The organism is Neolewinella agarilytica (assembly GCF_900110645.1).
GTDB lineage: Bacteria > Bacteroidota > Bacteroidia > Chitinophagales > Saprospiraceae > Neolewinella > Neolewinella agarilytica.
The window spans coordinates 54,631-77,722 of record NZ_FOFB01000008.1 but is presented as its reverse complement, the minus strand read 5'-3'; the positions used below and the strand labels follow the sequence as shown (position 1 = coordinate 77,722).

Annotated in this window: 23 protein-coding genes; 17 read left to right on the top strand and 6 right to left on the bottom strand. The window is 54.4% G+C overall.

Features of this window, described 5'->3' with window-relative positions; translation table 11 throughout:
- Positions 1-21 precede the first annotated feature (21 nt).
- From BM123_RS08945 to BM123_RS08925, 5 genes are all read left to right on the top strand, one after another.
- The gene (locus tag BM123_RS08945; protein WP_175489310.1) at positions 22-2,454 is read left to right on the top strand and encodes a gliding motility-associated C-terminal domain-containing protein; all 2,433 of its coding nucleotides are present in this window, start codon (positions 22-24) and stop codon (positions 2,452-2,454) included.
- 198 nt (positions 2,455-2,652) lie between these two features.
- Entirely contained in the window at positions 2,653-3,324 is a 672-nt protein-coding gene (pth, locus tag BM123_RS08940) for an aminoacyl-tRNA hydrolase (RefSeq protein WP_245748481.1), read from the top strand.
- Between the two features lie 192 nt (positions 3,325-3,516).
- A complete protein-coding gene (locus BM123_RS08935) occupies positions 3,517-5,043 on the top strand; it encodes a phytoene desaturase family protein (RefSeq protein ID WP_090167452.1) in 1,527 nt (508 codons plus the stop codon).
- A complete protein-coding gene (locus tag BM123_RS08930) occupies positions 5,036-5,872 on the top strand; it encodes a phytoene/squalene synthase family protein (RefSeq protein ID WP_090167451.1) in 837 nt (278 codons plus the stop codon). Before BM123_RS08935 ends, BM123_RS08930 begins: the two co-directional genes overlap by 8 nt.
- 84 nt (positions 5,873-5,956) lie before the next feature.
- Complete coding sequence (locus tag BM123_RS08925; protein WP_090167449.1) at positions 5,957-6,919, top strand: hypothetical protein; 963 nt, start codon at positions 5,957-5,959, stop codon at positions 6,917-6,919.
- A 21-nt stretch (positions 6,920-6,940) separates the two neighbouring features.
- Here BM123_RS08925 and BM123_RS24905 read toward each other — a convergent pair whose 3' ends face one another.
- Positions 6,941-7,138 carry an integrase core domain-containing protein gene (locus BM123_RS24905; RefSeq protein WP_406603245.1) on the bottom strand — a complete coding sequence of 66 codons (198 nt, stop codon included), beginning with the start codon at positions 7,136-7,138 and terminating at the stop codon, positions 6,941-6,943.
- 23 nt (positions 7,139-7,161) lie between these two features.
- Here BM123_RS24905 and BM123_RS08915 point away from each other — a divergent pair, with 23 nt between their 5' ends.
- From BM123_RS08915 to BM123_RS08900, 4 genes are all read left to right on the top strand, one after another.
- Positions 7,162-7,881 carry a tRNA-uridine aminocarboxypropyltransferase gene (locus BM123_RS08915; protein ID WP_217642139.1) on the top strand — a complete coding sequence of 240 codons (720 nt, stop codon included), beginning with the start codon at positions 7,162-7,164 and terminating at the stop codon, positions 7,879-7,881.
- 114 nt (positions 7,882-7,995) lie between these two features.
- Entirely contained in the window at positions 7,996-8,427 is a 432-nt protein-coding gene (locus BM123_RS08910) for a putative phosphothreonine lyase domain-containing protein (RefSeq protein WP_090167443.1), read from the top strand.
- A gap of 176 nt (positions 8,428-8,603) precedes the next feature.
- Positions 8,604-9,104 (top strand): RNA polymerase sigma factor, encoded by a 501-nt coding sequence (locus tag BM123_RS08905; RefSeq protein WP_090167441.1) that lies wholly within the window; start codon positions 8,604-8,606, stop codon positions 9,102-9,104.
- A gap of 4 nt (positions 9,105-9,108) precedes the next feature.
- Entirely contained in the window at positions 9,109-9,753 is a 645-nt protein-coding gene (locus BM123_RS08900; protein WP_090167439.1) for a hypothetical protein, read from the top strand.
- Positions 9,754-9,775: 22 nt separating this feature from the next.
- Here the strand turns inward: BM123_RS08900 and BM123_RS08895 are convergent, their stop codons facing one another.
- The gene (locus BM123_RS08895; protein WP_090167437.1) at positions 9,776-10,639 is read right to left on the bottom strand and encodes an NHL repeat-containing protein; all 864 of its coding nucleotides are present in this window, start codon (positions 10,637-10,639) and stop codon (positions 9,776-9,778) included.
- Positions 10,640-10,817: 178 nt separating this feature from the next.
- Here BM123_RS08895 and BM123_RS08890 point away from each other — a divergent pair, with 178 nt between their 5' ends.
- Positions 10,818-11,063 carry a hypothetical protein gene (locus BM123_RS08890; RefSeq protein ID WP_090167435.1) on the top strand — a complete coding sequence of 82 codons (246 nt, stop codon included), beginning with the start codon at positions 10,818-10,820 and terminating at the stop codon, positions 11,061-11,063.
- Positions 11,060-11,479 (top strand): HNH endonuclease, encoded by a 420-nt coding sequence (locus tag BM123_RS08885; protein ID WP_090167433.1) that lies wholly within the window; start codon positions 11,060-11,062, stop codon positions 11,477-11,479. The genes BM123_RS08890 and BM123_RS08885 overlap by 4 nt, the downstream gene beginning before the upstream one ends.
- A gap of 115 nt (positions 11,480-11,594) precedes the next feature.
- Here the strand turns inward: BM123_RS08885 and BM123_RS08880 are convergent, their stop codons facing one another.
- Positions 11,595-12,854 (bottom strand): dipeptidase, encoded by a 1,260-nt coding sequence (locus BM123_RS08880; RefSeq protein WP_090167431.1) that lies wholly within the window; start codon positions 12,852-12,854, stop codon positions 11,595-11,597.
- Between the two features lie 62 nt (positions 12,855-12,916).
- Complete coding sequence (locus tag BM123_RS08875; protein WP_090167429.1) at positions 12,917-14,263, bottom strand: TrkH family potassium uptake protein; 1,347 nt, start codon at positions 14,261-14,263, stop codon at positions 12,917-12,919.
- 138 nt (positions 14,264-14,401) lie between these two features.
- Between BM123_RS08875 and BM123_RS08870 the strand changes: the two genes are divergently transcribed.
- On the top strand, positions 14,402-14,914 hold the full coding sequence (locus tag BM123_RS08870) for a hypothetical protein (RefSeq protein WP_090167427.1): 513 nt from the start codon (positions 14,402-14,404) through the stop codon (positions 14,912-14,914).
- Here BM123_RS08870 and BM123_RS08865 read toward each other — a convergent pair.
- Positions 14,911-15,909, bottom strand: a complete 999-nt coding sequence (locus tag BM123_RS08865; RefSeq protein WP_245748479.1) for a VWA domain-containing protein — start codon at positions 15,907-15,909, stop codon at positions 14,911-14,913. The genes BM123_RS08870 and BM123_RS08865 overlap by 4 nt on opposite strands.
- Positions 15,910-16,230: 321 nt before the next feature.
- On the opposite strand from BM123_RS08865, the gene BM123_RS08860 reads away from it, so the two are divergent.
- The 4 genes from BM123_RS08860 (at position 16,231) to BM123_RS08845 (ending at position 21,145) form a co-directional block, all read left to right on the top strand.
- Positions 16,231-17,190 (top strand): ribose-phosphate pyrophosphokinase, encoded by a 960-nt coding sequence (locus BM123_RS08860; RefSeq protein ID WP_245748477.1) that lies wholly within the window; start codon positions 16,231-16,233, stop codon positions 17,188-17,190.
- A gap of 61 nt (positions 17,191-17,251) precedes the next feature.
- Positions 17,252-17,461 (top strand): hypothetical protein, encoded by a 210-nt coding sequence (locus tag BM123_RS08855; RefSeq protein ID WP_090167422.1) that lies wholly within the window; start codon positions 17,252-17,254, stop codon positions 17,459-17,461.
- Positions 17,443-17,790 (top strand): PIN domain-containing protein, encoded by a 348-nt coding sequence (locus BM123_RS08850; RefSeq protein ID WP_090167420.1) that lies wholly within the window; start codon positions 17,443-17,445, stop codon positions 17,788-17,790. The genes BM123_RS08855 and BM123_RS08850 overlap by 19 nt, the downstream gene beginning before the upstream one ends.
- A gap of 46 nt (positions 17,791-17,836) precedes the next feature.
- Positions 17,837-21,145 carry an ATP-dependent DNA helicase gene (locus BM123_RS08845; RefSeq protein WP_090167418.1) on the top strand — a complete coding sequence of 1,103 codons (3,309 nt, stop codon included), beginning with the start codon at positions 17,837-17,839 and terminating at the stop codon, positions 21,143-21,145.
- Between the two features lie 325 nt (positions 21,146-21,470).
- Here BM123_RS08845 and BM123_RS08840 read toward each other — a convergent pair whose 3' ends face one another.
- A complete protein-coding gene (locus BM123_RS08840; protein WP_090167416.1) occupies positions 21,471-22,283 on the bottom strand; it encodes a LytR/AlgR family response regulator transcription factor in 813 nt (270 codons plus the stop codon).
- 321 nt (positions 22,284-22,604) lie between these two features.
- Between BM123_RS08840 and BM123_RS08835 the strand changes: the two genes are divergently transcribed.
- Positions 22,605-23,090, top strand: a complete 486-nt coding sequence (locus BM123_RS08835) for a PI-PLC domain-containing protein (protein WP_139211820.1) — start codon at positions 22,605-22,607, stop codon at positions 23,088-23,090.
- Positions 23,091-23,092: the final 2 nt, after the last annotated feature.

Below are 23,092 nucleotides of genomic sequence, written 5' to 3'. Positions count from 1 at the left end.
AGAAGTATCTTACGGATAGAAATGCGACACCTGACTTACCTCCTCTTATTCTGCCCGGCGCTACTGATCGGGCAAGCCACCTTTCAGCGTTACTTTGAGCTGGACGGGAACGACGTGACCCGCAGTGCGGTGATGCTCTCGCCCGACCGACTGGTAATGGTGGGTAGCTCTCAGGACAGCAACGGTTTGACCCATTGCGCCATACTGGTTCTTGACGGTGAGGGGGCACTCGTATCCTCTGCCACCATTGATTATCCCCTCCGCACAATGGGAGAGGCCATTGCCCGCCAGTCTGACTCTACTTTCTGGATGGGCGCCTGGAGAAGCCCCATAGGTATTGTTGATGACTGGGTCGTCTATCGCGTCAACGCCTACACCGGAGAGGCCACGGGCTTCGGCTGGGGAGCAGAAAATGTGGACGAACAAATCCGAGCCATGGAGGCCATGCCGGATGGTGGGGTTACCGTAGTTGGTAACACCGGGGACCTCAACGAAGCCATTATCTCCCGACTCGATGCTGACGGCAACGAGCTGTTTCGCAAAGGGTTCTCCATCCCCGGCAATTTGTTTACCATTTTTACGGACGTCGAACTGCTACCGGACGGAGACCTTCTCACCGCCGGCCAATTCCGTAGTGAGAGCAGTTTTTCGGGCTACTTCCTGGCCAAAATATCCGCTGCGGGAGAGCTCATCTGGAGCCGGCAGTACAATGATGAGGATGATCCGGAGCAGGTACCCAGTGGTGCGACCAGCCTTTGTGTATTGCCCGGAGGGAACGTGGTGCTGGCTGATCGGCACGTACAGCCGACGGGCAGAAAATCACCCCTGGCATTATTGATAAACAGTGACGGCACCTTACGGTCAGCAAACAGGTATCTGGTGATACTTACCTCAGGCGGCACCTCCCGGCCCGGCTTCGCGCAGGGCCTCAGGGCTTTAGCAGATGGTGGCTTTTTGCTGTTTGGGGCCATCTCTTCGCTCTCCGAAGAAAATGAGACCGGCTTTGCTATCCGCTTAGGGGCCGAAGCAGAGCTTCGGGACTGGCAGTTCTATGAGTCTCCGGGAGAGAACACCATCACGGGCGGTTTCCCGGATGGCAGCGGTGGCTTTTGGCTCTACGGTCACGGCGCTATTTGCCCTGGTGGCGGAAACGACGATTTTTTGCTGCTGCGGACTAATGAAAACCTGGAGGTGGCAGACGAAAACTGTGAGGTTACAGATCGAACCATCGTCCAGACGGAGCTGAACTTCCGATCGGCCAGCACCGGTCAGTTATTTGATCGGGATGACCCCCGCTTTACGCCGCCGCCCCTGATGGCGGTGGGGGCGGAGTTTGAGGACAAAATCTGCCCACGGGTAGAAGTCGTTCCACAAGACCTGTCTTCCGCGATTTGCTACGAGTCTCCCTTCCGGTTGTTGGAAAGCGCCCGGGTGTTATCCGCAGCGGAAAGCGTGACGACCCTCGGCATTTTGTTGGTGGGCGCGGCCGCAGGTGCAGGGGAATTCCTCCGCATCAATGATCCGGGCTCCGCCATCATCACGGGTAATGGCACTACGGAAATTCAATTGCGCATCAGCGAATCAATGAGCCAGGATGAACTGGTGGCGCTACTCTCTCAATTAGAATATGGTATAATGGGTGAGCTGACAGACGGCGGCCTGCGGAGCATTCGCATCGGAGCGGCCAAAGCCTGCCTGGTGGCCCCTCCCATCGAGTTTGATTTCATTATTGTTCCTAACCAGGAACAGACCATCAATTTGCCGCAAGACACGCTTCTGTGCCCCGAAGACACCTTAGCCCTCAATCCTGCCACAGTCAGAGCGACGGATTTTCGCTGGTCTACCGGAGCAACCACCCCCATGCTGACCGTTAGTCAGCCAGGAACGTACGGACTGACGGTCACCAACGCCTGCCGCCGGGATTCGGCCGTCGTCACCGTTAGTGAAGCAGAGAACAGAAGCCTGCCCGATGAAGAGCTGCGGGAAATAATCTGCCTGGGGGACAGTCTGAACTTCAACCCGACAACAGACCCGGCAGTGAGCTACCGCTGGGAAGACGGGGCCGATGGCCCCGCCCGCACCTTCCGCGAGGCGGGCATTTACACGCTGCTGAAGGCCAATGCCTGCTACGAAGCGACCACGACGCTCGAAGTCCGCTTTCAGGACTGCTGCCTCATCTACTACCCCAATGCCTTCAGCCCCAACGGCGACGGGGTAAATGATCGCTTTATGCCTGCTCCTTCACCAGATGACTGCCGGGCAATCACCGATTGGTCCTTCCACATTTTCAACCGCTGGGGCGCAGAAGTCTTCGCCACTGAAGACCGCTTCAGTGGCTGGGACGGTTCCTTCCGGGAGCGCCCGGCGGAGAACGGGGTATACGTCTTCGAGCTCCGTTACTTTAACGGGCAGGAGACGGTGGCCCAGAGTGGCAGCGTTATGCTGCTGCGGTAGGCGTAGCCATACATTGCCCCTTTACCTTTCTCTGCACCTGCGGCCGCGCCTGAGCTTGCCAAAGGGCTCCGGCACCCTGATTAGGTGACGGCAGTAATTGTGCCGCAATCGCCGGACCAACTTTTAACCGACTACGTCAGGCCAAAAGAATTGGTCAGACGATGCGCGGCCTAGCGCACTTCCCATTACCTTCGCCCTATGCTCTCCTTCCTGCGCAACCTCTTCAGCCCTTCCTCCGTTTCCTCCGAAGCAACTGATCCCGCTATGAAATTTCTCCTCGTCGGCCTGGGCAACCCCGGCCCGAAATACGAAAACACCCGCCACAATGTCGGCTTCCGGGTATTGGAACAGCTGAGCGAAGACTGGTCTTCGTGCAGCCATGGCCACATGGCCCGGATCAAGCACCGGGGCAAGCAACTGTTGCTGCTCAAGCCCGACACCTTTATGAACCTGAGCGGCAAAGCCGTACGCTACTGGATGCAAAAAGAGAACATCCCCAAAGAGCGCGTGCTGGTAATTGTGGATGATCTGCACCTGGATTTTGCCCAGCTCCGCCTGCGCGGCAAGGGATCTGACGCCGGCCATAATGGCCTGAAATCCATCGATCAACTCACCGGTGGAAACAATTATGCCCGCCTGCGTTGCGGCATTGGCCGCGACTTCCACCCCGGCCAGCAGGCAGATTACGTACTTGGCGAATGGAACAGTAAAGAGCGGGAAGGGCTGCCCGAATTGCTGAAAACGGCGGCGGAGATGTCGCTTAGTTTCTGTGCCCATGGACTGCAGAACACCATGAACAAATTTAACCAGGGGAAGAAGAAAAAGAAGAAGGAAAAAGCACCGGAGAAGGAAGAAAAGAAGAAGGAATAATATTGTCGTCAGGCAAACTTCCCACCGGCTTCATCAGGTGAAAAAGGATTTGTCGGACGACTGTGCGTCAAACGATCCGTCTGCGGGATTAATCGCCTGGCGATTTCCGTTTAGCTACATTACTCTGACGTGCACTGGTTGTTGGGGGCAAAATTTCGCAACCACTCGCCCTTTCCGCTGTTAGGCCATGGAATGAGCAAGCAAATTACCATCGTCGGGGCCGGCTTCGCCGGCCTGTCTTCCGCCTGTTATCTCGCCCGTGAAGGGTATAAGGTGCGTATCCTCGAAAAAAACGAGGGGCTGGGCGGCCGTGCCCGTACTTTTCAGGAAGCCGGTTTTCAGTTCGACATGGGGCCGAGCTGGTACTGGATGCCGGAAGTCTTCGAGAATTTTTTCAACGACTTCGGCTCCTCGGCCGCCGAGCACTACGAACTCGTACGCCTGGACCCCAGCTACGAAATTTGCTTCGGTAAAGACGACCTGATGGACGTGCCGGCCGACACCAAAGAGCTCTTTGCCCTCTTCGAAAAACTGGAGCCGGGCAGCTCGGCGAACCTCCAGAAATTTCTCGACGAAGCCGAATACAAATACCGCGTCGGGCTGGGAGAATTCGTGCAAAAGCCCGGCCATAGCATTATGGACTTCGCTGACTTTCGGGTCGTGAAAGCCGCCATGAAGCTGCAGATGCTGACGGATATGGGCACCTACGTCCGCAAGCTATTCAAGCACCCGCAGTTGCGGCAGCTGCTGGAATTTCCCGTACTCTTCCTCGGCGCAACGCCCGAAAACACTCCCGCGCTCTACAGCCTGATGAACTACGCCGACCTGAAACTCGGCACCTGGTATCCGCTCGGCGGCATGCACAAGATCATCGAAGGGATGGTTCTGGTAGCGAAAGGGCTGGGAGTGGAGATTCACGCGGGCTCACCGGTAAAATCCGTGGAAAGCCAAAAGGGAATCGTTAGCCAGGTAACATTGGCGGATGGCACCTCCTTCGCTACTGACATCCTTGTTTGCAGCGCAGATTACCACCACTTCGAACAGGAAGTGCTGAGCCCTAAAGACCGTGTCTACTCCGAGGCCTACTGGCAGAAGCGGGTGATGGCACCTTCGAGCTTGTTGTTCTACGTGGGCATCGACCGGAAAATCCCCGGCCTGCATCACCACACACTTTTCTTCGATGCGGACTTCCACCAGCATGCCCACGACATCTACGAAGAACCTGCCTGGCCGGAAGATCCACTCTTTTACGTCTGTGCGCCTTCCGTGACGGATGCTTCCGTCGCCCCCGCCGGTCACGAAAATCTCTTCTTCCTGCTACCACTTGCCCCCGACCTCGACGACACCGATGAGCGCCGCGAGCATTACTGGGAACTGATGTGTGAGCGCTTTGAGCAGCGGACGGGGGTGGACATTCGTCCGCACGTAGTCTACCGCCGTGCTTTTGCGCACAAAGAGTTCAAGGAAGATTACAATGCCTTCCGGGGCAATGCCTACGGCCTGGCGAACACCCTGACCCAGACCGCATTTTTAAAACCAAAACTGCGCAGTAAAAAACTGCGTAACTTGTGGTATACCGGCCAGCTAACAACTCCTGGCCCGGGCATGCCACCGAGCATTATCTCCGGAGAAGTCGCCGCCCGCGACATTCACCGGAGTATTACCGGAGCCAAAGAATTATCTACCGCCAAACCTCAGCCTGTTACCGATCATGTTTAGCCTTTACCAAGAAGTTTGCCGGGAGTGTGCCTCCCTCATCACCCGTCGCTACAGCACCAGCTTCAGCCTCGGCATCCGCGTGTTCGATAAACCGCTGCGGGCGCCCATTTATGGCATTTATGGCTTCGTGCGTTTTGCGGATGAGATCGTGGACACCTTTCACGACAAGGATAAAGCCACCCTGCTCGAACGCTTCCGCCAGGATACCTACCTCGCCCTGGAAGAAGGCATCAGTCTGAACCCCGTGCTACAGGCATTTCAGGAAGTCGCCAACCGCTACAATATCGGTCGTGACCTCATTGATCCTTTCCTCGACAGCATGGCTATGGACCTCGACTTCAGCCGTTACCACGATGATCTGTACAAAGAATACATCTACGGCTCCGCCGAGGTAGTGGGCCTCATGTGCCTCAAGGTCTTTGTCGATGGCGACGAAGCAGAATACGAACGCCTCAAAGATTCCGCCTGCGCCCTGGGCTCCGCCTTTCAGAAAATCAACTTTCTGCGCGACATTAAGTCCGACTACGAAGAACGCGGCCGGGTCTATTTTCCCGGGGTGGATTACAACAACTTCACCGCCGAGGTAAAAGCGGAGATTGAGGCTGACATCAAGGCGGACTTCGACTTTGCCCTAACCGGAATTAAACAGCTGCCCGGCAGCGCGCGACTGGGGGTTTATCTTGCTTACGTTTACTACACCAAGCTATTCCAGAAGATCAAAAATTCCCCGGCAACGCGGGTAGCCGAAGAGCGCATCCGGGTAGCCGATGGAAGGAAGGTGTACCTGCTGGCAACTTCGGCGGTACGGGCGAGGTTTGGGTTGTTGTAGGGCTCCTGTGCCAAGGTGCGGCCGGCTGAAGCCGGTGCTGTGGCACGAAGCTCTTCGAGCTATCCATTCTAAACTTGTTTCCCGTTGAAGCATCTGTTTATTTTACTGGCAATTGTTCTTTGCTTAGCAGCCTGTGGGCCGAAGCCAGAGAACACCCTGAGTACCACTTTCTACCACTGGCAAACCACACTTGCCCCCGATTCAACGGCGCGGAGTTTACTCGTCCAGCACGGCTGTGAGGAGCTATTCGTTAAGGCCTTCGACGTCAGCCTTTCGGGTGGGCGCGTAGCGACCAATGCCCGGATAGAACTGGCCGATACGGCAGGCTTGCCGCCTTTGGTCCCCGTGGTCTTTATCACCAATGAAGTCTTTCGCCAGGAAGCACAAGCGCCCGACGAGCTGGCCGGAGACATCCTCGAGCTGGCAGAAAGTCTCCTCCCGGCGGGATTCAGTGAGTTGCAGATTGATTGTGACTGGACGGCGCAAACGCAGGTGCCATATTTTGATTTTTTAAGCGCCGTGAAAAGCCTCCGCCCCGATCTTTCGCTCAGCTGCACCGTACGCTTACACCAGTACCGGGACCGCGAACAGCAGGGCGTCCCGCCCGTCCTCCGCGCCACCCTGATGGCTTACAACACCGGCGATCTCAACGACTGGGCTACGGAGAATTCCATCCTCGACAGCAACATCGTCAAGGCCTACCTCGCGGGTCAGCCCGCTTACCCCATTGATCTGGACCTGGCCGTTGCTGTCTACGATTGGGCCGCGGTCTACCGCCGCGGCGAGCTCGCCTACCTCATCAATGAGCCCTCCCTCCCGGATCTTGCCGACACCGCCCGCTTCGAAGCCCTCCCGGACCTCCGCTACCGCGTCCGCCGCTCCACCTACCTCGACGGGATCTACCTCTACGAAGACGACCTCCTCCGGCGGGAGCTCGTCCCGCCCGTCACCATGGACGCCCAGCGGGCCTTACTCCAACGCTACGTGCCCGGTTTCCCCGGGCAGCGGCTGATGGTATTCCGGCTGGGGAGTCGGTTATGGGAGTGAAGGGGGTATTGTACGCTTTCCCTAAGCCGCAACCACTCTAAAGTAGAAATTCTGATTTAGATTTTCATAGTTTACGGGCGATTTATAACCGATGCTGCTGTGTGGCCGAATCTGATTATAAGTCACAGACCAATCCTGAATACGTTGATTCAACTCTTTCAAGGATTGGAACCAGTCTAAATCAAGGCTCGCAATGCCACATACACGAGACAGCTCCACCCACCTAAAAATAAAAAACCACCGTGCGCGTAGAAGTAGAAAACCCAAGAATCAAATGTTACCAATGCATGCGGCCTGCAAGCTCCTGTCTTTGCCAACACATTAGTCCCATCCGCACTAAGACTCGTTTTATTATTCTTATGCACCCTAAGGAGTACAAAAAGGAGAAAAACGGAACGGGGCATATGACTAAGCTTCAACTTGAAAACTCGGAACTAATAGTTGGTGTTGACTTCACTCACAATAAGCGCGTAAATGAAATACTGAATAAAGAAGGAAGCCGTTCTTTTTTACTTTATCCGGGAAAAGACAGTTTCAACTTGTCAACCAGAAGAAGCCCAGAAACCATTTCATTTATGGGCAATGCGCCACACCTTTTCATCCTCGACGGCACGTGGCCCTGCGCTCGCAAAATTCTTAAGCTGAGTAAAAATTTACAAAAGCTAAAACGAGTAAGTTTTGACAATAAGGTAAAATCAAAATTTATCCTCAAGCAGCAACCAACGTCTCTTTGCCTTAGTACGATTGAGTCCGTCCATACCGTCTTGAATTTGCTTAAGGAAGATGGCATGGAGCAATGTGAGACGAAGGATTTTCTTATCCCTTTTGAAAAAATGATGGAGTACCAGGTCGAATGTGTCTTCAACCCTGACAATAAGAGCTATCGCTCATTTGCGCGAAGAGAGATTGTTACTAAGGACATGTATAAGCAACGTTCACAAAGAAGTGTCATTCTCAAATAGGAAAGTACAATTGCTTTTGAGTGCATCTCCTTACGGTTATTCGGGCAAACCAATGGATAGCTCAGAACTAGAATTTCTCCCCCTCACCCAGAATCGTGCTAAAAAGCAGGGACAATGGACAAACGCATTCCTTCAAAAATAACTGACCGCTACTGGTTAGTTTCCATTTATGAACAGTACCGATTCAGCAAACTAAAAGAAGAGAGAAACAGTGGAAAATGGTTACTCTTTGGTAGTATCGACGAAGTCGATCGGTACTGGAAACTGATTAAAACTGCTACGGCAGAAGGTGTATTAGGACCAAGCTCCAAGGTTTCCACATCTAAAGCCAACCCAAATTCCGGGGACAATTCAACAAGAGTGATCTGTATTTTTACGGAAGACTTTAATGATCGATCAGATGTACGGCGAGTAGAAATGGCCATAAGAAGTCTGGGCATCAAAAACAGACTTGTTTATAAATTAGATAGGGATGTAGGCAAGTATTTTCATAAAGGTGATCGCGTAGTTGACATTCTTGTGAGTGATGAAATTCAGGATATTTGAAACAGGAAAAGAGGCAAAAAACATAGCACCTCGCAGGTCCCTTGAGCCAGGCTAAGCGGACCTCGAAGCGTCCCGCAGTATTGCGGGACCTTCGAGCGTCCGCGTTATCCGAGGCCTCCTTCCCCCCTGTGACAAAAACGTTGCTTCCGCGAATAATACTATAAACAAGCAGCCACTTGCACGAAAAGGAGACCATATTCTTATCCGTTTTGGAGTGCCACAAAGGCATCATCTACAAAGTAGCCAATACCTACTGTTACGATGCCGCTGACCGGGAGGACCTGATGCAGGAGATCATCCTGCAGGTATGGCTGAGCCTGGACCGTTTCAACGACAACTATAAATGGTCGACCTGGATATACCGGGTGGCGCTGAATACCTCCATTTCTTTCTACCGAAAAAACAAGACCCGGAAGGATAAAACCGTGGGGCTTTCCGCAATAATCGATGTGCCCGATGCACCGGAGGAGTTTTCGGCGGACAACGATTTCGTCCTGCTCAGAAAGTTTGTCCGGGAGCTGCGGGAGATAGACCGGGCGCTGATCCTACTGCATCTGGAAGGGCTGAAGAGTAAGGAGATTGCCGAGATCATCGAAACGAGCCAAACAAACGTCACCACCCGGATATCTAGGATCAAAAAGAAGCTGCGACTCAAATTTGACCAACATAAAAACTAGGAAGATGGAAAACGATGAACTACGAAGCATCTGGAAGTCCTACGACCAAAAGATGGACAGCATGCTGAGCCTCAATAAAGAGGTAGCAATGATGCTGACGAAGCAAAAGCTTAACCAGCAGATCAGCCGGCTTTATTTGCCGAAGTGGACGACAGTGGCCATTGGCCTGCCCTACACAATAATTTTGATCGCCATCACCATCATAGCGTGGCTGGCGGAGGCATACTTTGTTGCCTTTGGTTTTGGCATAATTGCCTGGATCATGGCCGTTTTGCTGGGGATTCATTTTTACCAGTTGTACCTGATTGGTCAGGTAAAGAACAATGAGGAAGTGCTGTCTACCCAGGAGCAGTTATCAAAACTGCGGATATCGAGTTTTCAGGGCTTAAATCTGGCGGTTTTTCAGCTGCCCTTCTGGTCCGTATGCTGGGTGAGCGCGGAGGCGCTCAGGGAGAGCCCCTTCCTCTACGGAGGTGTTAACTTGCTGGTCTTTGCCCTGCTGAGCTACCTGGCCTACTGGCTCTATCGGCGCTTGAATTATACAAACGAAGACTCCCGGGTCCGGGATTTCTTTCTGTCGGGGCGGGACTGGGAGCCGATCATTAAGTCGGCCGAAATACTGGAGCAGATCAGGGAGTATGAGCGGTAGGAAGGGATAGTCCACCGGTTGCCTACCGCCGTCGCCTCTTCCGCTTCGCCACCCCGTGCTTTCGGAGCTTCGTCGCTTCGCTGGCGACGTAGAGCCAGCGCTCATCGTAGAAGTCAACGGCTTCAAACTGGGTGGGCCAGAACCAGGCGAGGTTGCGGCGGTGCAGCTGGCCACGGAAGAACTTCCCCTCGGGATAATCGCTGAGGGTAAGGAGGGAGGCTGCGCCGCTGGGCCAGAAGCCGCCCAGCATTTTGAAGTTGTAGGCAGTGAGCACGAGCTGACCGCGGGCAGTGTCCAGCGCCGCTGCGGTAACAACGCGGCGGGGGAGGTAAAGACTGTCGATGAGCTCCGCCTCGTAGCTGCCGGGCTGCGCCGGCAGCCGGTAGTGGTAAGTATAGAAGCGGCCCCGGCCGAAGAGCTGGTCTTTGGTGAACAGGTGAAGGTAGCCCCCCTGAAAGGCCATCGCTTCGCAGTTGTAGTTGCCGGGGCGGTTGAGGCCGCCACCGTCCTGCCCCGGATAGGTGAAACGGATGGTGGCCGTTTTGCCCGTGGTGGGGTCAAAACGGTAGATCTGGTGTTCTTTTTGCCGGCCGGCGTTGTTGCCAAAGTCGCCGAGGTAGTAGTTTCCGGCACCGTCCACCGTCAGGTCTTCGTAGTCGAAGGCGGGGGCGGAGAGGGTGTCCCGCCGGATGATGGTGCCGGTTTCGTCCGACGTGTACAGGTAGGGGCCGTCTCCGCTGTCGTTGTGCCAAACGAAGCGGTCTCCGCGAATGGCCAGGCCCGAGGCCTCGGCCAGGTCCGGCGTCAGGCGGATGGTTTTGGGCGGATAGCTGGCACAGGAAAGCAGGGAAAAGAACAGCGCGATGGAGGCGAGGCGATGGATCATGAGCGCAAAGGTAGGACTCGCTGCGAGTGTCCGGACCGACCTGCCTCCTGCCCTTCAACCTCCCCTTGCACCTGCGGTGAGCGCCCCTGAAAGCACCCCAAACAGGAAAATCTTGCCCCGAAAGAACTATTTCCCCCCGAAAAAGCGTTAATTTAGTATCAACTAACGTCCTCTTACCTTGGTAGCCACCAGTAAATTACTCGAACGCGTCGTCAATGTGATCTCGGATTTCCCCTCTCCCGAGCAGGTGATGTCTTTGCGTACGACAGAAGAAGAGGAGTCTCGTCTCGATGAATTAGCCGCCAAAAACGCCGCCGGCACGCTCACCATTTCCGAAAGGTTGGAGCTTGAGCATTACCTTATCGCCGAGCACATGGTCCGGATGGCCAAAACCAATGCGTTCAGCCGTTTGAAGGGCGCGTGAGTAAGACCTACATACCTCAGATTTTAAGAAGGCAAATCCGCGCCGCCGCCGGCGAATGCTGCGAGTATTGCCTGGTGCCAGAAGCCGTCGCTTTTGCCAGCTTCCACATCGATCACATCATCAGTGAAAAGCAGGGCGGAGCAACTTCTTACCCTAATCTGGCCCTGGCCTGCCGCCCCTGCAATATCAGTAAAGGCGCCAGCATCGTGGCCTATTCCGGCGAATGGGACGAGTTCACCCGCCTTTATCATCCCCGTCAGGACCGCTGGGCGGATCATTTTGAACTACTGGAATCCGGCCTGATCAAACCACTGTCGCGCATCGCCTACGGCACGCTGAAAATCATGGGCATCAACGACGATGCCCGGGTGACCGAACGGGGGTCCTTGCTGGAGCGGGGGATTATTGTAATGTAGGGGGTAGTAATGTAGTGGCTGCCGCAAGCAATAGGGGGCAATGTGTGACAGTGTTGTAGACGGTAGAACGGTTGTCGGTAAATATCTACAGCACTACCGTCTACAACACTACCGCCTACTTCGCCGCAGCAGCTTCCACCGCCTTCCAGACCCGGATCACATTGCCGGAGCACATTTTTTGGATGTCTTCGTCGGAGTAACCGCGTTTGAGGAGAGTGTAGATGAGGTTGGGGTAATCGGCTACGTCCTTCAGGCCCGTGGGCAGGGAGTCGCCGACGCCGTCGAAGTCGGAGCCAAAACCTACGTGGTCTACGCCCGCCAGCTCTACAACGCGATCAATGTGATCAGCAACCATGTTGACATCAGAATAGAGGGTGGGGAACTCTTCCCGGAAGGCTTCCTGCATTTCGTCGGTACCCTCGTCGCCGTATTTCATGTTTTTAGCCGCCAGGCGTTCCATAAACACGCCGCGCAGACTGTCTTGCCGGCTGCGTAATGCTCCGTCGAGGAAAGTGGAGCCGAAGTTGATCTGAATCACACCGCCTTCTTCTCCGAGACGCTTGATCATGTCGTCGTCCATGTTTCGCTCGAAGTCAGGGGTGAAGTAGCGGACGCTGGAGTGACTGGCGATCATGGGCACGTCGGTCATCTCTACTACCTGCCAGAAGGTTTTGTCACTTACGTGGCTGATGTCAACCATGATACCGACACGGTTCATTTCCTTGACGACGTCGCGGCCGAAATCACTCAGGCCACCGTGAGTGGCGGTCGTGTCGTAGCTGCTGTCGCAGATCAGATTATCCTTGGCGTGGGTCAGGGTGATGTAGCGGATGCCCTTGTCGTAGTACTCCTGCACGCGCTCAATTTTGTCTTCAATCGGGCTACCGTTTTCCATACCCATGGGCAGGCTCATGACGCCATCTTCGAAGTTTTGCAGCAGTTGCTCGGTGCTGGTGGTAACCCGGAACTTGTCGGGGTGTGCGTCGGCAATTCCTTTGACCATATTTATCAGGCTGTCGGCCAGGGCGGGGCTTTCGCCGGGCTCTTTTTGCAGTCCGCTGGGGATGTAGATGGACATGAAGGGCGCATCGAGGCCTCCTTCTACGGCCCGAACGTAGTCGAAGTCACCGGCGTCCGTTTCGATGGGAATCCCGAGGTACTCTTTGTCGAGTTTGAAGTTTTTGACCTTCAGGCGGTAGGGCAGGTCAACGTGGCCGTCGGTGATGAGGTATTCCTGCGCCAGGTCGTCGGCGTGGTCGCGGAGTTCCTCGTCAGTCATTTCCGTGGCGGTCTCAGAGGTGTTTTCCGGGGCGCGGCCGCAGGTGCAGAGGAAGAACCCGAGGAGAGCAAGGAGGGGAAAGTGAATGGTTTTCATTTGGGTAGTGTGGTTGATTAGACCTACACAAGGTAGTGAAAATCCAAGCAGCGCCATTGGGCTTACACGGCGATATCCCCTTCAGAATACACTTCTTCCAGCCCGTCAGTTTTACGTTCCAGCAGTGCAAAGCCGAAGGTAAGTACCCCTACCCGGCCAATGAACATGATAAGAACAAAGAGGAGCTTCCCAATGGTACTAAGCTCACTGGTAAGGCCGGCACTGAGGCCAACCGTACCAAGAGCGGAGGCGACTTCAAACAGCAGACGGTCAAATGATGCCTCTTCTGAAAAAGACAATAAGAAAGTGAACAGGAAGATGAGAGAAGTATAAAGGATAAACGTAGACGTAGCCACGTAAAGGCGCTCAAAAGGGATCCGCCGTTTAAAAAAGGTAATCTTTTTATTTCCCGTCAGGCGGCTTTTGATGATAGCAAGAATGGCCGTCAGAGTAGTAATCTTCATTCCGCCGGCGGTGCCGGAAGGAGAAGCACCAATGTACATCAGGAAGGTGACGAAAAGCAGCATCGGCAGGGTGAGCGAAGCCGTGGGAATAGTATTGAAACCTACGGTGGTCATAGCCGTCATCGACTGAAAAAAGGAAGTCATCACCGGGCTGTTCGTCTCCTGAATCAGGGGCTCGGTTAGGTAAATCAGCAGAGTACCCAAACTGAGCAAAAGAGCGAAGCCGTAAACAACGATTTTAGTTGTGAAGGAAATACGCTTCGACCGGCCCGTGAGCCGGTACCAGACATCCGTAATCACGATGAAACCCAGCGATCCGGCAATGGCCAACACGGCAATGATCGTATTCATAAATACATCATCCTGATAGCTTTCAAAGCTATCCCCAAACAGCCCGAAACCAGCCGTACAGAATGCGGAAATGCTGTGAAAGATGCTATACCATACTGCCTGGCCTCCGGCCATACCCGACTGGATAAAGGCAATGTAAAAACAGATGCTCCCCAAAGTTTCCATTATGAGCGTAAATACAATGGCACTTTTAATGAAGTCTCCGATTTTAATGGAGCTGGGCATGGTGAACTCTGCACCGATTATTTTTTGATGCCACGAGGTCATACGCCGGGTAGTGAAGAGTAAAAAATAAGTGGTAAGTGTCATGTAGCCGATGCCTCCGAGCTGAATCAGCCCCGCGACGATTATTTGCCCGGCCAGATTGTACTCCGACATTCCCGCCGTAACTAGCCCCGTGGTTGAAACGGCAGAGGTGGCCGTAAAAAGATTATCCAAAACAGAAATGTCCGTCTTATGGAAAATGGGAAGCGACAGCAAAAGCCAACCGACCAGCGAATAGAGGAAGAAGCCCCACACGAGGTTTAGCTGGGGAGAACTGCTAATTTGAAACCGGCGGTAAGCAATGGATAGACGGCGGTAAGTATGTTTCATCAATGAATGAAATAAGTTAAAGAGGTACAGTCTCGAACGGTCAGTACTGGCAGGTGTTCGCCTAGCCGGTAATTACATTGATAGTGAGGTAAAGTCTGATACTACCAACTATTTAATTGGTAAACCTATCTTTCCGTTATGAGACTCATCACCCTGCTCCTTATCCTGTCCTTTAGCACTTCTACGTTCGGCTGGCTCAGTAACCACGCCAGTGCCCAACGTGTGCTCTTATTCGAGAAACTGACGGCTTCTCAATCTGACCGGATGTATGAGGGCGAATGGCTGAAGTTCCGGCTGAAGGGCGATAATTTTTACCAGGAAGGCCCCATTCGGGAGATGCGTCCCGATATCCAGGCGCTGGTGATTAACGATCGCTTCGTGATGCTCGATGAAATCGAGCTGGTCAACCGGGGCAAGACCTTCGGCGCCGCCGCGGGCTACAGTTTGATGACCTTTGGCGTCGGCTGGTCATTCTGGAGCCTGGCGGGTAATTATACCGACGGCAACCCGCTAACAAAATACGAAAGCCGGGACCTGATGATCACCCTCACTTCCGTTGGCACCGGCTTCCTGATTAACAAGATTTTCGGTCAGCGAAAATTCAAGCCGAATAAATACCGACGGCTGCGGGTGGTGGATACTAGTTTTTAACCATACAAAGCCTTCGACAACACCTCCGCAAACGCCCCCGGCGTACTCGCAAAGGGTGTCACCCCCATCTCCGTCAGTTCTGCAGCGATTTCTTTGTCGTAAGCTGGTGCCCCCTCATCGCTTAGTGCCAGGATGGGCAAAAAGGTCAGCCCTGTCTGCTGTAAGCGCCGGACCGTAGCCAGCATCCCCGCCACAGATCCCCCTTCGAACAGATCGCTCAGTAATATCATCACCGTATCCTTCGGGTTGGTGTTAAGCTGCTCTCCGTAACGGAGGGCTTTACCAATATCCGTGCCGCCGCCGAGTTGCAGGGCGAAGAGCAACTCCAGTGGATCGGGGAGCTGATCCGTCAGGTCCACCACGTTCGTATCGAAGGCCACAACCTGGGTTTTCAAACTGGGAATACTGGCCAGAATACAGGAGATCACCCCGGCGTAGACCACCGAGGCGGCCATGGAACCCGACTGGTCAATGAGCAAAATAACGTGCTTAAGCCCGGCCTTAGACCGAGAGAGCCCCCGCAAGTTGATGGGCAACACCGTCTTATACTCCGGCTGGTAGTGTTTCATGTTCCGGCGGATGGTCTGATCCCAGTCAATATCCTGGGGCCGGGGGCGGCGGTTGCGATTGTGCTGCCGGCGGCGACCGCTAATGGCTTGCTCCACCGGCCGTTTCAACTCTTTTTCAATTTGCTCCACTACGCGCTTCACCACCGCCCGCGCTGTTTCCCGGCTCCGGTCCGGCAGCAAATTTTTCAGCGTCAGCAGGGTGCCGATCAGATGGACGTCGGGCTCGATGGTTTCGAGTAGCTCCGGCTCCAGCAGCATTTGCTTCAGTCCAAGGCGATCCAGGGCGTCCCGCTGCAGCAGCTGCACGGTATCCGTCGGGAAATACTTGCGGATGTCTCCCAGCCAACGGTTGACGTTCGGGTTGCTTTTGCCGAGGCCGCCTTTGCGCTCCTGATCGGCGTAGAGGGCTTCGAGCGTCGCGTCCATGCCGGCCAGTTGGCCGGGCAGATCGATGGTGTCGCCTTCCTCTCCTTCGGACTGCTGACCGAGGATGAGGCGCCATTTGCGGAGGTATTCTTCGTTGGGAGTGATTTCTTCGATGGGAGGGAAGCTTGTGGGGTAAAAGTAAGGGAAAGAATGGCTTTAATTTGCGCTGAAGCGCAGGGCTGTGTTACGAAGCTCTAAGAGCTTTCATGGATAGAACAGCTCGAAGAGCTTCGTAACACAGCCCCGACTTTAGTCGGAAAATAAAACGAGATCATTTAATTTACAATCCACGTTCCGACATCAGCCCATTATCTTTGCCCCATGTCCCACAAGCCCCGCCTCACCCCGATGAATGATAACGTGACCTTACTGTCCGTTACGGGAAGTCAATACCTCTCCGAAAAAATCGCTACGGCCTATGGCCAGGAATTAGGCGAACTGGAAGTTGCCCGTTTTAACGACGGGGAAATGCAGCCCATCATCAAGCAGAGCGTACGCGGTGAATACGTCTTCATCATCGGCAGCACCTTCCAGCCACACGATAACCTGATGGAGATGCTGCTGACCATCGATGCGGCCCGCAGGGCTTCGGCCGGTTACATCTGCTGCGTGATGCCCTACTTTGGCTACGCCCGCCAGGACCGTAAAGACCGCCCCCGGGTCCCCATCAGCGCCAAACTCATCGCGAACCTGCTCGTAGAAGCCGGTGCCGATCGGATCATGACGCTTGACCTGCACGCGGACCAGATTCAAGGCTTCTTTGACATCCCCGTGGATCACCTCAAAAGTCAGGCCATCTATATCCCATATTTCGATACGCAGGACATGAGCAACGTCACCTTCGCCAGCCCCGACATGGGCGGCGTGAAGCGGGCCCGCGACTACGCCAAGTACTACGAACGCAACGTCGTGATCTGTGACAAGTACCGCAAGCGCGCCGGCGAGATTGCCGGCATGACCCTGATTGGTGACGTGGAAGGCGCCGATGTCATCCTGGTCGATGACCTCGTCGATACCGCCGGCACGCTGTGCCGGGCGGCGGACCTGATCATGGAGCGCGGCGCCAAGTCCGTCCGTGCCATCGCCACCCACCCCATCCTGAGTGGTAACGCTTACGAGAAAATCGAAAAGTCTGCCCTGGAGACGCTCATCGTCTGTGATGCGGTGCCGCTGAAACAGATTTCGCCCAAGATCAAGGTCCTGTCTTCTGCTGCCCTCTTCGCGAAGGGCATTAAGAAGACGCACGACAATGAGTCGATTTCGGCGTTGTTTGTGGGGTAGGAAGTAAGAACCTGCAACTAGCGTTTGCAAGAAACCGTTATATTGCAATAAACATTACGTCATGACAAGAATGATGATAGAAGTTACTAATGAAGAGACGCTCAATCTCATCCGTAGCTTAGAGGCATTGCAGCTATTGCGTGTCGTGACAGAACCCAGCGAACCGCTTCAGATTGATGAGTCGTGGGTTGGCTCAATATCGAAAAAAACAGGTGAAGCCATGTTGGCCCACGTTGAAGAAAGCAAAAACGAATGGGACCGCAATTTCTGATTGACTCTAATGTAATTATTGAGTTTTTGATTGGTAATTTGCCGTCCCAGGGAGTGTCTTGGCTGATTGAAAAAGTGAATAATCAAGAACATTGTATTTCACCAATCAACCAAATTGAAGTCCTTGGTTACAACGGTGAACCTGATGAAATGCAAAGAGCTGAATTATTTATAAACGGATCAAAGTCTATTCCAATTGATTCGCAAGTTGTTGCGAATACAATTTTGATTAAGCGAAAAAAGAAAATCAAACTCCCTGATGCGGTAATTGCAGCCACCGCAATTACTCATGGGCCTAACGATTGTAACTCGCAACGAAAAAGACTTTAAAGATATCGATGGCATAAAGACCATCAACCTCCATAGCCTCTAGCCATTGCGCCCCTCACTCAACCTCCACAACGCCTCCTTCCAGACCGAAATCGCCCGCCTCAACGCCGGCCAGCGGGCCGCCGTGGAACAGGTAGATGGCCCCGTAATGGTGTTGGCCGGCCCCGGCACGGGCAAGACCCACCTGCTGGCCGCCCGCATCGGGAACATCCTGACGGAGACGGATACCGGCGCACACAACATCCTCTGCCTGACCTTCACGGAAGCCGGAGTGAAAGCGATGCGGGAACGACTCCTGCAGTTTATTGGGCCGGAGGCCCACCGGATCGGAATTTACACCTTCCATGGTTTTTGCAGCAACCTCATTCAGCAGAATCTTCAATACTTCGGTAAGCCGGACCTGGAGCCACTGGCGGAGCTGGAACAGATCAGCATCATCCGGGCTCTCCTCGATGGTCAGGAACAAGACACGCCCCTGCGGCAGGGTTACCACGATCCTTACTTCTATGAGCCCCACCTGAAGCACCTTTTCTCCGCCATCAAAGCGGAGAACTGGGAGGTGGACGATATGGAACAGAAGATTGATCGCTACGTGGCCAGCCTGCCGACGCACCCGGAATTCGTCTACAAGAGAAAATATAAAGGCAAGGAGGCCGGAACGCCGAAGGAAGGGGCCATTGCGGAGGAAGTCCTCCGCATGAACCGCCTGCGGGCGGCCATCCACCTGTTTCCGGCTTATCAGGACGCCCTGCGCAAACAGCGCCGCTACGATTACGGCGATATGATCGGCTGGGTGCTGCGGGCCTTTAACGACTTCCCGACCCTGCTGCGGACCTACCAGGAACGCTACCAGTACGTGCTGGTGGATGAGTTTCAGGACACGAACGGTGCGCAGGACATGATCGTGCGCAGCCTGGTGGATTACTGGGAGCGGCCCAACGTCTTTATCGTGGGCGATGATGACCAGGCGATCTATGAATTTCAGGGCGCACGACTGCGTTCGATGATCGATTTTTTCCAGCGCTACGATAGCGTGAAGTTGGTGACGCTGACGGAGAATTACCGGAGCCGGCAGGAAATACTGAACGCCGCCTCAACGCTGATCGGGAAGAACGAGCTACGCATTGGGAATAAGCTGCCGGAGCTCGAAGTAGACAAAAAGCTTATTGCCAGCAATCCGGATTTGGTGGCCCTTCGGCAGGTGCAAGGTAAGGGGTTAAAGGAGCAAGGAAAAAAAGGAGCCCCCCCTGCTCTTTCAGCTTCCGCTGCACCTGCGGCCGCGCCAAAAGAAGCACCTCCAACGAGCGGTAGCCAAATCAAGAATCCAAAATCGAGAATCGAGAATCGAGAATCTTCTCCGATCCGCCTCCTCTCCTTCCCCGACCAAAACCAGGAAACCGGCTACCTCATCAACCAACTCCGCCGCTGGAATGAGGCCGGCACCCCCTGGTCCGAGATGGCCGTCATTTACGCCAAGCACCATCAGGCTGCCGAACTCATCCACCTGCTGGAGCGCGCCGGCATCCCTTACCGCAGCAAGCGCCGCCCGAACGTACTCGATGGCCGGCCCGTCCGCCAGCTACTCGACATGCTGCACTACCTGCAGGCGGAATACACCCGGCCGGGCACCGGTGAATACCTGCTCTTCCGCGTGCTGCACTTCCGTTGCTTCGGCCTCTGGCCCCACGATCTGGCGCGGATGAACCGCGCCCGCCTGGCCGCTAAAGACAGCGATGGCTTCTTCCCTACCTGGCGAGACTTCCTGCAAAGCCCCGCTCACTGGCCAGCGGACCTCCGCGACGGAGACGCCATTCAGGTAGCCGCCGACTGGCTGGAAGATATGATCGGAGAGATTGGCCTCTACCCCCTCACGGAATATGTGGAGCGGGCCATGAACGGCTCCGGGCTGCTGCCCACCGTCTTGCGCCACCCGAACCGCGCTATACTACTGCAGCACCTGGCCACCTTCGCGGATTTCACCGTCTCCGAAGTCGCCCGCCGCCCCAGAATAATGCTAGAAGACCTGCTGGAAACCCTCCGGCAAATGGACGCCAACCGCATCCAACTTCCCCTGCGTTCTCACCTCGATCAGGCCGAGGCTATATTGCTGGTAACCGCCCACAGCGCCAAAGGGCTGGAGTTTGACAAAGTCTGGATGCTCGACTGCGCCGAAACGAAATGGGGTAAATCTGCCGGTGGACGAAAGTCTCAATTCAAGCTCCCTGACACCCTGACCTATACCGGTGCCGAAAGCGAAGAGGAAGCCCGCCGCCGTCTTTTCTTCGTGGCCATGACCCGCGCCAAGACCGAATTGGTCCTCTCCGTAGCGGACATTGACGGCAAGGGTAAAGCGCAGCAGCGCGTCTCCTTCCTCGATGAACTTGTGAGCGATGCCGGATTACAGATCGAGCAAGCCGGCCTCTCCGCCGAAGAGACCGCTCTGACGGCCACCCTGCAACTTCAACCAACGGACGACAGCCGCCTGCCCGGTCTCGAAGCCGCCGCCGTAGAAGAACTCCTCAAAGACTTCCGCCTCAGCGTCAGCTCACTCTACAGCTACCTGAATTGCCCCACAGCCTTCTTCTACGAAAAGCTGCTCGGCGTCCCTGACCTGGAGCGCGAGCAAACCCTCTACGGCTCAGCCCTGCACGATGCGCTGGAGACTTTCTTCCTCCGCATGAAGCGGGACACATCCAACATCTTCCCTAGCCGGCAGGAACTCCTCTACAACTTCGAGCAGGCGCTCGGCAAGCGCCGTGGCTTGCTCACGCCCGAAGGCTTCCGCAACCGGCTGCGGCAGGGCACCCTGGAACTCGGAAGCTATTACGATACTTATCATACCAGCTGGACGACGGACGTCGATGTGGAAATGCTCATCCGTAATGCCGAAGTGGACGGTATTCCCCTTGTCGGCATGATCGACCGGGTCGATGTCTTAAGCGATGCCTGGGTACGGGTGGTAGATTACAAGACCAGTGGGTCAGGTAAAAGCAGCCTCTCCGCTAAAATCAAAGGCCCTACGAAATCAAAACCCTACGGTGGCAACTACTGGCGGCAGCTCAATTTCTACAAGCTATTGTACGATAACCGCCCGGGTAATATCCGCCGGGTAAAAGAAGGAAAGATTAGTTTTCTGTTGGTAAACACCGATGGCAAACAACCTGAAGTCAGCGTAAGTATGGGCCCTAAAGATCAGGACGCGCTGCGCCTCATCATGCGGGAGGCCTGGGACGGAATTCAGGCGCAGCAATTCACGGGCTGCGGAGAGGATGATTGTGACTGGTGCCGCTTTGTGGCGGATTTGCGCGAAGAAGTGCCGCTGGAACGAGTGGACGAGGTGGATGACTGGACCTGATTCCTGCCCAAAAAAGCCCCTCCGGACGTAGCCAGAGGGGCAAAAAATTGTGTTGCATTTTCATTGGTTTCATCAATACAATTCCGGGCTTCATCCATTCCTCAAAGAGGTCTTTACATAGCCGGAGCTGCGGGATGCCCCGTTGAAAAACAACTGGTCTCACCTGAGAAAAACGTTCACGAACAGCGGGAAAAGCCCCACAGCTTGTTTGACAAAGATGCCAGGCAACTGCTAACGAATGAGCTTGGATGACACCAGTGGAGTATCCTCAGGCACTAACGGCGATAAAAATGTACTTGAATGGTAAAATTCCGGGCGGGCTTTCCTAAATCCAATCCAGGCGTTCCAGCACTGCTTCCTTACTGCGACGGCTCATGGGAACCTGTCGATCGCCCAACCTGACCACATTATCCTGAATATCGACGGACGTAATTTTAGTGACATTGACGATGTAGCTGCGGTGGCAACTGATGAAACCGCCGGCTAATCTTGCGCCCAATTCAGACATGGGCAGATGAACGATAAATTTTCGTTTATCGGTATGCACCAGGCAGTAGTGGCCGTCGGCTTCGAGATAGAGAACATCGGCTACGGCTACTTTTTCGAGTTGCTGGCGGTTCTTGATGAAGAAGTGCTCGCCGAAAAGGAAGTCAGAACCCCACGCTGATTTTTTGCTGCTCGGCGGTTCTTTTTCGGGCGCTTCGGAAGGCTCAGCAGGGGCCGCGGCCGCAGGTGCAGAGGAAGTTGGAGAAGCCACGGGAGTATTCTCGGTGAGCTTACGCACCGTAAGCTCAATGGTCCGTTGCAGCTGCAACTGGTTAAAGGGCTTAACGAGAAAGTTCAGCGGGCCGGTGCGGCTGGCGCGCCTGAATGTAAGGTCATCCTGCAGGGAAGTGATGAAAATGATCGGGATTAATTGCTTTTCCTGAATGAGGCCCGCTAACTCAATACCGTCGTGCTCTCCATTGATGTGGACGTCCATAAGGATAAGGTCGGGGGGCGTGTTTTCAATTGTAGCCAGCGCATCAGCGGAGTTGTCCACCGTACCGAGATGCTCATAGCCCAGCTTTTCCACCAGCATTTCGAGCTGGTCGGCGTAGAGTTCTTCGTCTTCTACAATGAGGATTTTGAAGGACATAGTTAGTAGAGATGATGGATACAACAGGCTACCCAAAAGTAGGGCTTAGCCGTCAGACCGTCGGTATAAACCGGGCTTACCTTTCGTGTGGTCCAGTTTACCGTTCGCTGGTTTTGGTCAATTCAGGGAAGTTGGAAACCTCACTTTTGTAAAGCAACGGGCGTGGCCGCACTGCTCTTTACTCCCTGTTAATGTACCGGTACTTCGGCTGCGCTCGGTATAAACACTAACTATGTTGGCCGCGCTCTTTTCTATTTGGCTGCTTAATTCATCCCTGATGTGACTATCCATTTTATTTCCTCATTTAGAGCTTTAGAGCTTGTGGGCTCTTCTTTTCTCCGGGTCTTTCTGCTCAATGGACGCAGGCAACTCCGGGCGATGGACGTCATGACGGACGTCAAAGCCTTCCTGAGTGCACACCCCCAGGAGACGATCATTATGCGTTATAAAGATGAGTATGATGACACGGAAAAATCGACCTTTTCCGCAGCATGGGAAGCCCGGAAAACTACTTATAGCTCCACCTTCTGCCTAGGCACTAACTGGCCTACGCTGGGACAAGCCCGTGGAAAGGTAGTATTACTGGACTTTTGCGGCAAAGCCAGCGGTGGTATTCCTTACCACACCAACTATCTCATGACGCCCCCTGGCGACTGGCACCACACGGGTAACAACCACAACGAGCGCTTGAAGGGTAACTGGAGAGACAGAAAAGGAGCTTTTGGCGTTGTGGCATTGGATTTCCCTTCCCAAAAACTCGTACGGCAATTATTAAAATTCAATGAACATCCAGCTCTTTTGAAGTAAAG

What these genes read in the sequence shown, in the direction of transcription:
- BM123_RS08880 (WP_090167431.1), bottom strand. Translation starts at nt 12,854, where the DNA reads ATGAAAACCATTCACTTTCCCCTCCTTGCTCTCCTCGGGTTCTTCCTC.
- BM123_RS08840 (WP_090167416.1), bottom strand. Translation starts at nt 22,283, where the DNA reads ATGTCCTTCAAAATCCTCATTGTAGAAGACGAAGAACTCTACGCCGAC.
- BM123_RS08945 (WP_175489310.1), top strand. Translation starts at nt 22, where the DNA reads ATGCGACACCTGACTTACCTCCTCTTATTCTGCCCGGCGCTACTGATC.
- BM123_RS08900 (WP_090167439.1), top strand. Translation starts at nt 9,109, where the DNA reads ATGGAAAACGATGAACTACGAAGCATCTGGAAGTCCTACGACCAAAAG.
- BM123_RS08895 (WP_090167437.1), bottom strand. Translation starts at nt 10,639, where the DNA reads ATGATCCATCGCCTCGCCTCCATCGCGCTGTTCTTTTCCCTGCTTTCC.
- BM123_RS08855 (WP_090167422.1), top strand. Translation starts at nt 17,252, where the DNA reads ATGACAAGAATGATGATAGAAGTTACTAATGAAGAGACGCTCAATCTC.
- BM123_RS08935 (WP_090167452.1), top strand. Translation starts at nt 3,517, where the DNA reads ATGAGCAAGCAAATTACCATCGTCGGGGCCGGCTTCGCCGGCCTGTCT.
- BM123_RS08860 (WP_245748477.1), top strand. Translation starts at nt 16,231, where the DNA reads ATGTCCCACAAGCCCCGCCTCACCCCGATGAATGATAACGTGACCTTA.
- BM123_RS08930 (WP_090167451.1), top strand. Translation starts at nt 5,036, where the DNA reads ATGTTTAGCCTTTACCAAGAAGTTTGCCGGGAGTGTGCCTCCCTCATC.
- BM123_RS08870 (WP_090167427.1), top strand. Translation starts at nt 14,402, where the DNA reads ATGAGACTCATCACCCTGCTCCTTATCCTGTCCTTTAGCACTTCTACG.
- BM123_RS08910 (WP_090167443.1), top strand. Translation starts at nt 7,996, where the DNA reads ATGGACAAACGCATTCCTTCAAAAATAACTGACCGCTACTGGTTAGTT.
- BM123_RS08875 (WP_090167429.1), bottom strand. Translation starts at nt 14,263, where the DNA reads ATGAAACATACTTACCGCCGTCTATCCATTGCTTACCGCCGGTTTCAA.
- BM123_RS08850 (WP_090167420.1), top strand. Translation starts at nt 17,443, where the DNA reads ATGGGACCGCAATTTCTGATTGACTCTAATGTAATTATTGAGTTTTTG.
- BM123_RS08865 (WP_245748479.1), bottom strand. Translation starts at nt 15,909, where the DNA reads ATGGACGCGACGCTCGAAGCCCTCTACGCCGATCAGGAGCGCAAAGGC.
- pth (WP_245748481.1), top strand. Translation starts at nt 2,653, where the DNA reads ATGCTCTCCTTCCTGCGCAACCTCTTCAGCCCTTCCTCCGTTTCCTCC.